The following is a 9,910-nucleotide window of genomic DNA, read 5'->3' as shown; positions in this document are numbered from 1 at the left end:
TAAGGTAGGAAATCGATGTGTCTATCTCGTTTCATCAAGGTAAGCATATCGATTTTGAGAGAGGTATTCCACACTTTTTACGGTTTTTCGGAGTCTTTCGTATTGGGTTTTATTAGTGATTATTTGCATTGAGGAAAATTATTTGTATATTGAACGCCGTGATTGGTTAACATTTTTTCTTACTAAAATCTTATTTTTAAAGCAGACTATGAAGACAAACGCAATCAAATTACTTATTTCTTTTTTTCTGGTTGTAGGCTATGGAGCTTGTCAGTCCAAAACTTTGTTTGAAGCTATTCCGGATGATAAGGTTTCAAGTGATGCTCATATCAGGCAGGATGTCTCCGGTATTGGAAATGTTGGAGATGTAGACTCAGAACTACTTCGTTATTACCAAAATATAGCATCTATGGCTGAATGGTATGCGCTTCATCCCCAGATTGTTGCAGACTATCGAGAGCAAATGTCTAAACCAATTTCTGACAATATCTCGGGGGCAGGTGAGCATCGTATAAATACCGTCATCGAAAAATTACTTGACATGAAGTTTGAGGCGCCGGATGGAAGGAGTATGTCCTTCTTTGACCTTGAGCCCGGGCTTAGAAAATCCTTTTTGTCTGAAATGCCTCGAATGGAGGCACGATTTGTGGCTGAAAAGGTGCACAGATTAGGAAATAAAAACTCTGCGGATGCTTTTAGATCACAGTTGAAAAAGGCAAATAAGGCATTTGACGATGTCTTTCACTCTGCCACACTGCGGAGTTCGGAGGAAGAAGACCCTTATTGGAAAATACGAGAAGCTATGACGCAAACAGATGGGGCTCCTACTCCCCGTATGAGTTCTGTCGCTCCTAACATCATAGGTACTGCAGTATTTTGGACGCTGGTATTCGCCGCATCGGAGATTGCTGTCATTTTTGATAAACAACCTTCGATAGATCCTGAGATTTTGTTAAGGAGGATAAAGGGGCGGATAGAGAAAGGACGACTGCTTATCGCTCTTCCCGGAGATGGAATATTTGGAAATAAGAGTATTGTACGTTATACCGGATCTGAAACTTGGGATTTCGGACATGTGGCGGTCTTTTCTAAAACAAAAAATGAGATAGATGAAGATATCGCTCGGCTTAAGTCTGAGGGTGAGAATCCCTTTGAAAAATTGCAAATAACCATTGGGACTGATAAAGATAAGAATATGAGATATGAGAGTTTTATGGAAGATTGGGCAAACCTTCATCCTTTTGTGTATGTCGGTCAGATATTTGATGTGAAGTATAAGTTTTGGAGTAGAGGGATATTCAGATGGGGCTGGAAGCGTGTTCAGACTGATGTTAACAATGATGTGATTTATAGTCAAGCCCTCAAATCTATCGGGACTTATTATTGCAATTGGTTTCAAGTGCTTACTGCCAAATATGCAGCCCCTAAGCGACTCATTTGTAGTAGTGCAGCATGGTGGTATGCCAAAAAGGGGGTAAAGGTGAATATCGGGGATTGGTGGAAGCCCACAATTTTCCCAGGTGGTGTTTATTACTCTGACAGAGTGAGGATTATATGGTAAAAGGTAATGTTATGAAATCTTGGATTGTACTTTTATTAGCCCTTTTTGTACTCGGAGGATGTTCTTTCGATCCTATTGATGGGAAATGCAAGAAGAAGTTGGAAAAACTTCGTCAGAAGCCGAGAGATCCTCGATTGTTCGGGGTTTGGATCCTTGAAAGTGATAAAGATCGTCTGAAAGAAGATAAAGATGCGTTAGTTGATTTTCAAGTTTTTCGGAGCGATGGACATCATAGGACAGCCTCTATAATTTTGGAGTTGGAACGAGCAGTATCTAACGCCTGGTACACAGAGAAGGATACAGTTTTTGTGCGCCGGTGTATGAGTGGAAACTTTCAGTTGTTTAGTAAAAGTATTTATAAGGTTAATGGTGATACCTTGACGCTTCACACTGTTAGTAAAAGGACAGGAGATGTGTCGAAAAAAGCTTGGGTTTATGTCCAATATGAGGAGTAATGCTCTCTGTTTCCTATTTCGTTAATAGTTAAAACTGTATGCCCACCAAATAATGTCATGAAATCTTGGATTGTGCTTTTATTAGCCCTTTTTGTATTCGGAGGGTGCTCTTTCGATCCTATTGATGGGAAATGCAAGAAGAAGTTGGATGAAATTCGTCAAAGGCCGAGAGATCCTCTACTGTTCGGTGTTTGGATCCTTGAAGAACACAAAGAGCGTTTGAAGGATCCTGATCCTCATAAGGAAATAGCTTTTCAGCTCTTTCGGGAAGATGGTTATGCGCAACTAGCCTTAAGTCGTTCGGTGTTGTATCGTTTTGCATCTGATGTCTGGTACACAGACAAGGATACTCTCTTTGTCCATGGTTGTAAATATGGATATTTTGCTTTGCACAAGGACGTTTATAAGGTTGATGCTAACACTTTGAAACTCTATGATGTTGATAAAAAGACAGGCAATGTGTCAAAAAGCCCTTGGATTTATGTCCGATATGAGGAGTAATGCTCTCTGTTTCCTGTTTCGTTAATAGTTAAAACTGTATGCCCACCAAATAATGTCATGAAATCTTGGATTGTGCTTTTATTAGCCCTTTTTGTATTCGGAGGGTGCTCTTTCGATCCTATTGATGGGAAATGCAAGAAGAAATTGGATGAAATTCGTCAAAGACCGAGAGATCCTCGCTTGTTCGGTATTTGGATCCTTGAAAAGGATAAGGAGCGTCTGAAAGAAGATAAAGATGCATTAGTGAATTTTCAAGTCTTTCGGAGCGATGGACATCATAGAAAGGCCTCGATAGTTTTGGAGTTGGATCGATATGTATCTAACGCATGGTATACAGATAAGGACACAGTCACTGTATATAGATGTAAGAGCGGACATTTTCAGTTGTTTAGTAAAAATGTTTATAAGGTCGAAGCTAACACTTTGAAACTCTATAGTGTTGATGAGGATACAGGCGATGTATCAAAAAGCCCTTGGATTTATGTCCGATATGAGGAGTAATGGCCTCTGCTTCTTTTGAGGTGAGAAGAGCTTCCTTTCCGGGGGATGCCGAGGGTGATAAAACAGTCGTTAACGGCGATTCGGAAAGTCTCTAAATCTGATGACGAAAGTCTATACGGTTAGACAACCCTTTTCAGTACACTACACATTGGACTTTACCAAGTCAGACATACTTGGATTTGTAGTCTTCTACAACTTTAATCGATTGTCAAAGTCTTTAGTCGGTCAGAGATAGGGGGCTCAGGGAAAAGTTTCCTATATTTGTAGTAGTGTTTATTTTGACTAAAATCAAAGGAGGTGGGTTATGGCGATTACATTTTATTCGGAAAATATCAGCATCCCTAAGTTCAGACGTCGCGAAGTGAGTCGTTGGATCACTGATGTGGCTGCATCTTATGGGTGTACGGTCGGGGATATCACTTATCTCTTTTGCGATGATGAGACTATATTGGAGATGAACAATAAGTATCTCGGGCACGACTACTATACAGATATCATTACATTTGATCAGTGTGTCGATGATCTGTTGTTTGCAGATATTGTCATCAGCCTTGATACCGTGGCGTCTAATGCAAAGGCTTACGGAGAGAGGTTTGAGACCGAGCTCCTCAGGGTCATTATTCATGGAGTCTTACACCTCTGTGGAGAGGATGACCTTACTGAAGAGGCTGAGGAAAAGATGCGCCTCGCAGAGGATCGTGCGCTCGCGATGCTCTCTCCGGATCAATCCGAGATGTGGCGTAAGTGATGTGGCTCGAGATACCATCCATGTCTTCTGATATCTGGCCGACCTTTGCCGAACGGTATGGGGAGATGTCTCGCGACCTTGTGCCTGCGTACGGTGAGGGGGTCGTCGTTGCTGTGCTGATATCTCTCTTTTTGACTGCCCTCTTTGCGTTGTTTTCGCCCGGGGTGAGGAATGCCAAGATCCTTGCCGTACTTACACTGAGGGTCGGAGATAATACCAAGGGTAAAGGGGAAAATGTCAGCGGGATGACTCAGACGTTTTTTCTGTTGCAAGGGGCATTTTTGTTCTCGCTTCTCATAGAGGCCTTGTATGCTGATCGGGGAGGAGGGCTTGCGCCCGATGTCAAGACCTATTGGGTGCGTATCGCAATCATCCTCGGTACTGTGATTGCCCTCTTTGCTGTTTCTTCCCTCGTATACATGTGGATTGGAGCGGTATTTGGAGCCAAGGAGGAGAATAAGGTCTGGAAAGTCAGTTATCTGACCCTCCTGATGTTGTGGTCGACCTATCTTTTCATCCCGGTTGTCTTGCTTGTGATAAGTAAGAGCAGTGTCTTGGCTGCTATTTCTGTGGCTTTGGTAGGCTATTTGTTATTCAGAACAGTGCTTTTTATACGTATTGTTCAAATATTTAAATTCTCTTATCATCATCCATTGCATCTATTTTTGTACCTTTGCGGGCGAGAAATTGCGCCCTTGCTATTGGTTTTGGGCGCAACTTTATAGGTATAGAGTTGTAAGACAGGTTGTTGGCTCGTTTTTTTTTGAGCTGATAATCCCCAAAAAGCAGATGCTTCATGTCGAGAAAGATTCAAAAAATACTTGTGTCTCAGCCAAAGCCTACCGTGGCAAAGTCTCCGTACTTTACACTGGCTGAGAAATATCAGATAGAACTGGACTTTAAGCCTTTTTTCACTACTGAGTCTGTCTCAGCTCGTGAGTTTAGAGATCAGAAGGTAGAGATCCTTGATCACACTGCTATCGTCCTTACGTCACGTACGGCAGTTGATTTCTTCTTTAAAATGGTGGGGGAGTTGCGTTTGAGTATGCCGGATACGATGAAGTACTTTTGTGGTTCGGAAGTCGTGGCTACTTATCTTCAGAAGTACATCGTTTACCGCAAGCGTAAGATATTTTTTGCCGAGAAAGGACAGCCCGGAGAGCTTGCTCAGATCATCCTCAAACATCCAAAAGAAAAGTATTTTGTGCCTGCAACGGAGGAAAGTCACAAAGATGAACTCCTGCAGGCTATGGATAGCAAAAATATCTCTTATACGAGATCGGTATTGTACCGAAAGGTCAATCAGACCTTTACGAAGGAGGAGATCGAGTCATACGATATGCTCGTATTCTTCAGTCCCAACGGTATCGACTCTCTCATAGAGAATGTCCCCGACTATAGTCAGGGAGATCAGCTCATCGGATGCTTCGGTGATGGCACAGCCAAAACTGTCGAAGCAAAGGGCTTGAAGTCAGCGGTAGCTGCTCCCTCGCCGATGTTCCCATCGATGGCAGCGGCGATAGAGAGCCTGCTTGTCACAAAGAAGTAAATATCATCTCATTTCGGTGCAGAGAGTCCCGGCTTTGATCGCAGACTCTGCTCGTTCAAAGATTTATGGGAAAGATCAGACCAAATGGATTAAGCAAAATAGAGCGCCTTTATCTCAATCGTGAGGTAGAGGCGCTCTTTGCCTCGCGTCAGAGCTTCTCTGCCTTTCCATTTCGTGTGGTCATCCATACCGAAAAGGCACAAGAGTCATCCGACGGCAGTGCTGTAAAGATACTTGTCAGTATCCCCAAAAAACGGTTGAAGCACGCTGTCGATCGCAATACCATGAAGCGGCATGTCCGCGAATCCTATCGTACCAATAAGTCCGAAATCGTAGCTGCGACTCAGGAACAAGGCTTGCAGGTAAGTATAGGTTTTCTCTATCTGGCTAACGAATTGATGCCCGGTGACAAGGTCTTGCGCTCTGTGCGTTATGCTCTTGGTAAGATTGTTTCACTCCTCAGCGAAGCAGAATCATGATACGTCAGTTCCTCATCAAACTTCTGATCCTGCCGATACGCTTTTATCAGAGGTTTTTATCTCCTCTCAAACCTCCTTCTTGCAGGTTTTCGCCCACATGCTCGGCGTACGCCATACAAGCACTTCGCAAGCATGGTCCTATAAAAGGGCTTTACCTCGCTGTACGGCGTCTATTGCGTTGTCATCCTTGGGGTGGCAGTGGTTATGATCCTGTGCCATGAGCGATCAATTGTCCGGTAGACTTGCCCCTTTCGTAGACTTTCATACCCATAAACAGCAGTGTGAGATGTATCACAGTCGTGAGGATGTCATCGCAGTGCGCTCCGTGATGTATGGTGTCGAGCAGCCTCTGCCGACCGAAGGGTATGTGACTGTCGGGATACATCCGATGCAGGATGATGTGTCGGACGTCATGAAGCGTCTGGGTAAAGACTCTGCGACCTTGAAGCAAGAGATGCTCACTGTGATTGCCCAACTTGGAGCGAAGTGCTGTGGCATCGGGGAATGTGGTTGGGATAGGAGGAGTCCGCTCTCCTGGGAAGATCAAGATGCTCTCATGAAGTTTCAGTATGATCTGGCAAGAGAACTGCACCTGCCTATTATTCTGCATACTGTCGGGGGGCTCCACAGGCTTTTGAGTCTCAAGGCTCGAGTGCCTCAAGATAGTGCTGTCCGATGGTATGTACATGGCTTCAGAGGTAAGCCTGAGCTACTTGAACAACTCATACGTGCCGGGATCGGAGTCAGTCTGTCTCCCTCCGAACACACTCCTCCTGAGGTGTTGAAGAAAGTGAAAGCGACTTCTTTTTTTCTTGAGACAGACGACAGTGTCACTCCGATTGAGAGTGTTTATGCCCATGCATCACGGTTGATGGATATGCCTCTTGATGCTCTGAGGCATCGACTTTGCCTTGATTTTCAGCAGTTTTTACGTGGGGATAGCGTTCTATAAGCGGATTGCTCCAATATCCCCTCTTTTCTCCTCGATTTCGTTCGTCCCAGGTTCTTTCCGACCGGTGTCCTCGGATTCTTATTTCGTTCAGGAAGAGTAATGCCTCGAATAGGCTACCTCTATATCCTCTGCTTTGGGAGTAGAAGGACACGCGATTCCGTTCATTCTTGTCGATGACGAATGGGGATGACTTTCTTATATTTGTCTTTTTCTTATCTCAAACTTGCATCAGATTAGCAAATCCGGAATAAAAAACGTACATTTGTAATATATGTATGTCGCCTTATAGTCGGCGCAGCAAATAAGTGATAATACAAAAGAAAGGAATGATTATGAGAAATGACAAAGTAAAACTGCTCCTTGGTATAGCTATTGGTACAGCGATCGGTGCAGCTATCGCATACCTATCTGATGACGAACGCAGAGGACGCCTCATCGATGGTGTCAATGACGCTACCGATAAGGTGAGAGAAAATATCAAAGATGCATACTATGAAACTCGTATCCGTGGTCGTAAGGCAAAGAGAGATCTTGCAAGATATATGGCGGATATGAGAGGTGAGGCAGAAGGCTTCTATGAAGATGTGAAGGAACGCGCTGCTCGTCTCGCTCGCCGCAGTGAGGAGAAGTGCGAGGAACTCGCAGATAAGATCGAAGAGAAGTACGACGAGATCGAGAAGAAGTTCTGACCCGTACTGACTCCACATCAACGAGTCTGTGTGCCGAGAGTAGGCCTGAGAGTGGCTGTCTCTGTGGGTGGACGATCGGTCGCCTTCTTATGGAGAGAGTTGTCTTGGTGGGGCTACGCCGAGCAGGCAGGCTCGTTGCCGTATAGAGGTAAAGAGGTGCCGAGAGGCTCCATATGTTATTACGATATTATATTTTGAATATGCAAAAGTCTATACACACACTTATTGCGGAGACAAAAGAGGATATCAACAATCTCATAGAGAGTAAGATAGAGTTGTACAAACTTATGGCCTATGAGAAGGGAGTGCCGATGGGGCTCAATGTCGCGTACAGCGTGCTCCTCGTGGTTCTTCTGTTATTTGTCATCGGTATGCTCCTCACTGCCGGAGCTCTTGCTTTGGCGACGGTGTTTTTGCAGGGGGATGCCTCTGTGCTCACATCTGCATCACTGGGCTTTTTATGTGTGGGAGCCATATTGCTGTTGATATCCATCCTGATGATGTTGTTGCGCAACAAGATAGTCAACTCGCAGTACAACAAGATCATCGGTGGGATCCTTGATAAGACTCCCGAAGTCATTAATGAGGATACCCTTGCCATAGAGCCTCCACATAGGCACAGAAATATTCACACTCAAGAGGATCATAGGTATGAATAACTATATCAAACCGGAGGTGAGGTTGCAGATGCGTAAGGCCAACCTCGAGTTGAGGGCTCAACGCAGTCGTGAACGTCTCATCGACAACATGGAGTATGCCAAGTCCAATGTCGTCAATGTCGTCGGTCGGGAAGTGGTAGATGCCGTGGGAGAGACCAGTCCCTTTGTGGCAAAGGTGTTGAGTCGTTTTTTGCCTTCAGACAGTACCCGCAAAGATAGATACTCTTCCCGTGCTACTTCGGGTGAAAGTAGCTCTTGGATCTGGGGTACCCTCAAAGGTGGTCTCCTTCCCCTTATCTTCGGCATAACCAGACACAGGTTGCTCAGCTTCAGCCTTCGCCGTACCGGAGGTATATTGAGGTTTATCCTCAAGAGGCTTTTCAGACTGGTATCATAGAGCGATGTCCGACGGCCCTTTTTCTTTGATGATAAAGTGGTAGGACAATATTATTATTCGTACATTTGTACGACGTCAAGGGTATTATGTACTTTTGGCGACTTTGTTGTAATGCAATAACTTATTCAACCTAATAAAAAGAACTCATAAAACTATGACTAAAGTAGGTATCAACGGTTTTGGTAGAATCGGTCGCTTCGTTTTCCGTGCGGCTCAGAAACGCAACGACTTGGAAGTAGTTGCTATTAACGACCTTGCACCGGTCGAATACTTGGCTTATCTGCTCAAGTACGACACTATGCACGGTAAGTTTGACGGTACTGTCAGCTACGAAGGCGACTCTACTCTTATTGTAAATGGTAAGAAGATCCGTGTGACAGCTGAGAAGGATCCTGCAAACCTCAAGTGGGACGAAGCAGGTGCTGAGTACATCGTAGAGTCTACAGGTCTTTTCCTCACTCAAGAGAAGTCTCAAGCTCACATCGCAGCCGGTGCTAAGTATGTCGTCATGTCTGCTCCTTCACAGGACAGCACACCTATGTTTGTTATCGGTGTGAACCACAGCGACTATGTCAAGGGTACTCAGATCGTGTCTAACGCATCTTGTACTACCAACTGTCTTGCGCCTATCGCAAAGGTCCTTCACGATAACTTCGGTCTTGTCAATGGTCTTATGACTACCGTTCACTCCGTGACTGCTACACAGAAGACTGTCGATGGTCCTTCTCTCAAGGACTGGAGAGGTGGTCGTGCTGCTACAGGCAACATCATCCCATCATCTACAGGTGCTGCAAAGGCTGTGGGCAGGGTGATACCTGCACTCAACGGCAAGCTCACAGGTATGTCTATGCGTGTACCTACGCTTGATGTCTCTGTGGTAGACCTCACTGTCAACCTCGAAAAGCCTGCGAAGTACGAAGAGATCTGCCGTCTCATGAAAGAAGCTTCTGAAGGCGAACTTAAGGGTATCCTTGGCTATACTGACGAAGCTGTCGTATCTTCAGACTTCCTCGGTGATACTCGCACATCTATCTTTGATGCTACTGCAGGTATCGCTATGACAGACACATTTGTGAAGGTCGTATCTTGGTATGACAACGAAATCGGTTACTCTAACAAGGTCCTCGACCTTATCGCTCACATGGCTAAGGTGAACGGATAATCTGATCTCGATAAATAATATATAATAAGAATAAGGGGCTGCACCAAAATCAATCTTGGTGCAGCCCCTTTCTTATGTCATGTTTGAAGTCTTGTGTCGCCAAAGGAGATTGACTTTTTCCGGTTTCCTGAACGAGAGTCCGGAAAAAGGTAAGGGACTCTCTAAATCAAGGTGTCTAACTTGATGAATTAAGTTGTCTAACTGGTAGTGTCCGAAAAAGTGTGTAAGGTTAGTTCTCCCTTTTTCCCCTGGGGCAT

Annotated in this window: 14 protein-coding genes; all 14 read left to right on the top strand. The window is 44.7% G+C overall.

Features of this window, described 5'->3' with window-relative positions:
* Positions 1-208: 208 nt before the first annotated feature.
* The 14 genes from Q4A14_RS08210 to gap all read left to right on the top strand — a co-directional run bounded on the left by Q4A14_RS08210 (position 209) and on the right by gap (position 9,653).
* On the top strand, positions 209-1,561 hold the full coding sequence (locus tag Q4A14_RS08210) for a hypothetical protein (protein ID WP_303171336.1): 1,353 nt from the start codon (positions 209-211) through the stop codon (positions 1,559-1,561).
* The gene (locus Q4A14_RS08205; protein WP_303171334.1) at positions 1,555-2,016 is read left to right on the top strand and encodes a hypothetical protein; all 462 of its coding nucleotides are present in this window, start codon (positions 1,555-1,557) and stop codon (positions 2,014-2,016) included. Before Q4A14_RS08210 ends, Q4A14_RS08205 begins: the two co-directional genes overlap by 7 nt.
* Positions 2,017-2,073: 57 nt before the next feature.
* A complete protein-coding gene (locus Q4A14_RS08200; protein WP_303171332.1) occupies positions 2,074-2,517 on the top strand; it encodes a hypothetical protein in 444 nt (147 codons plus the stop codon).
* Between the two features lie 57 nt (positions 2,518-2,574).
* Complete coding sequence (locus tag Q4A14_RS08195; protein ID WP_303171331.1) at positions 2,575-3,018, top strand: hypothetical protein; 444 nt, start codon at positions 2,575-2,577, stop codon at positions 3,016-3,018.
* Between the two features lie 304 nt (positions 3,019-3,322).
* The gene (gene ybeY / locus Q4A14_RS08190) at positions 3,323-3,766 is read left to right on the top strand and encodes an rRNA maturation RNase YbeY (RefSeq protein ID WP_303171329.1); all 444 of its coding nucleotides are present in this window, start codon (positions 3,323-3,325) and stop codon (positions 3,764-3,766) included.
* Positions 3,766-4,491, top strand: a complete 726-nt coding sequence (locus Q4A14_RS08185; RefSeq protein ID WP_303171327.1) for a DUF4271 domain-containing protein — start codon at positions 3,766-3,768, stop codon at positions 4,489-4,491. Before ybeY ends, Q4A14_RS08185 begins: the two co-directional genes overlap by 1 nt.
* 71 nt (positions 4,492-4,562) lie before the next feature.
* Entirely contained in the window at positions 4,563-5,315 is a 753-nt protein-coding gene (locus tag Q4A14_RS08180; protein ID WP_303171326.1) for a uroporphyrinogen-III synthase, read from the top strand.
* A gap of 65 nt (positions 5,316-5,380) precedes the next feature.
* Positions 5,381-5,794: a ribonuclease P protein component gene (locus Q4A14_RS08175; RefSeq protein WP_303171325.1), complete on the top strand. Its 414-nt coding sequence runs from the start codon at positions 5,381-5,383 to the stop codon at positions 5,792-5,794.
* Entirely contained in the window at positions 5,791-6,015 is a 225-nt protein-coding gene (yidD, locus tag Q4A14_RS08170; protein ID WP_303171324.1) for a membrane protein insertion efficiency factor YidD, read from the top strand. The genes Q4A14_RS08175 and yidD overlap by 4 nt, the downstream gene beginning before the upstream one ends.
* Complete coding sequence (locus Q4A14_RS08165) at positions 6,012-6,746, top strand: TatD family hydrolase (RefSeq protein ID WP_303171323.1); 735 nt, start codon at positions 6,012-6,014, stop codon at positions 6,744-6,746. Before yidD ends, Q4A14_RS08165 begins: the two co-directional genes overlap by 4 nt.
* Before the next feature lie 332 nt (positions 6,747-7,078).
* The gene (locus Q4A14_RS08160; protein ID WP_303171321.1) at positions 7,079-7,435 is read left to right on the top strand and encodes a YtxH domain-containing protein; all 357 of its coding nucleotides are present in this window, start codon (positions 7,079-7,081) and stop codon (positions 7,433-7,435) included.
* Positions 7,436-7,635: 200 nt separating this feature from the next.
* Complete coding sequence (locus tag Q4A14_RS08155; protein ID WP_303171319.1) at positions 7,636-8,094, top strand: phage holin family protein; 459 nt, start codon at positions 7,636-7,638, stop codon at positions 8,092-8,094.
* Positions 8,087-8,491 (top strand): hypothetical protein, encoded by a 405-nt coding sequence (locus tag Q4A14_RS08150; RefSeq protein ID WP_303171317.1) that lies wholly within the window; start codon positions 8,087-8,089, stop codon positions 8,489-8,491. Before Q4A14_RS08155 ends, Q4A14_RS08150 begins: the two co-directional genes overlap by 8 nt.
* Before the next feature lie 154 nt (positions 8,492-8,645).
* Positions 8,646-9,653 (top strand): type I glyceraldehyde-3-phosphate dehydrogenase, encoded by a 1,008-nt coding sequence (gene gap, locus Q4A14_RS08145; RefSeq protein ID WP_303171316.1) that lies wholly within the window; start codon positions 8,646-8,648, stop codon positions 9,651-9,653.
* Positions 9,654-9,910 lie beyond the last annotated feature (257 nt).

Source organism: Porphyromonas sp. (assembly GCF_030529325.1).
Classification (GTDB): Bacteria; Bacteroidota; Bacteroidia; order Bacteroidales; family Porphyromonadaceae; genus Porphyromonas_A.
Note: the sequence above shows the minus strand (reverse complement) of the source record. Positions and strands in the feature narration are given on the sequence as shown.

Coding starts and splice junctions, on each gene's coding strand:
- Q4A14_RS08210 (WP_303171336.1), top strand. CDS start 209: ATGAAGACAAACGCAATCAAATTACTTATTTCTTTTTTTCTGGTTGTA.
- Q4A14_RS08205 (WP_303171334.1), top strand. CDS start 1,555: ATGGTAAAAGGTAATGTTATGAAATCTTGGATTGTACTTTTATTAGCC.
- Q4A14_RS08200 (WP_303171332.1), top strand. CDS start 2,074: ATGAAATCTTGGATTGTGCTTTTATTAGCCCTTTTTGTATTCGGAGGG.
- Q4A14_RS08195 (WP_303171331.1), top strand. CDS start 2,575: ATGAAATCTTGGATTGTGCTTTTATTAGCCCTTTTTGTATTCGGAGGG.
- ybeY (WP_303171329.1), top strand. CDS start 3,323: ATGGCGATTACATTTTATTCGGAAAATATCAGCATCCCTAAGTTCAGA.
- Q4A14_RS08185 (WP_303171327.1), top strand. CDS start 3,766: ATGTGGCTCGAGATACCATCCATGTCTTCTGATATCTGGCCGACCTTT.
- Q4A14_RS08180 (WP_303171326.1), top strand. CDS start 4,563: ATGTCGAGAAAGATTCAAAAAATACTTGTGTCTCAGCCAAAGCCTACC.
- Q4A14_RS08175 (WP_303171325.1), top strand. CDS start 5,381: ATGGGAAAGATCAGACCAAATGGATTAAGCAAAATAGAGCGCCTTTAT.
- yidD (WP_303171324.1), top strand. CDS start 5,791: ATGATACGTCAGTTCCTCATCAAACTTCTGATCCTGCCGATACGCTTT.
- Q4A14_RS08165 (WP_303171323.1), top strand. CDS start 6,012: ATGAGCGATCAATTGTCCGGTAGACTTGCCCCTTTCGTAGACTTTCAT.
- Q4A14_RS08160 (WP_303171321.1), top strand. CDS start 7,079: ATGAGAAATGACAAAGTAAAACTGCTCCTTGGTATAGCTATTGGTACA.
- Q4A14_RS08155 (WP_303171319.1), top strand. CDS start 7,636: ATGCAAAAGTCTATACACACACTTATTGCGGAGACAAAAGAGGATATC.
- Q4A14_RS08150 (WP_303171317.1), top strand. CDS start 8,087: ATGAATAACTATATCAAACCGGAGGTGAGGTTGCAGATGCGTAAGGCC.
- gap (WP_303171316.1), top strand. CDS start 8,646: ATGACTAAAGTAGGTATCAACGGTTTTGGTAGAATCGGTCGCTTCGTT.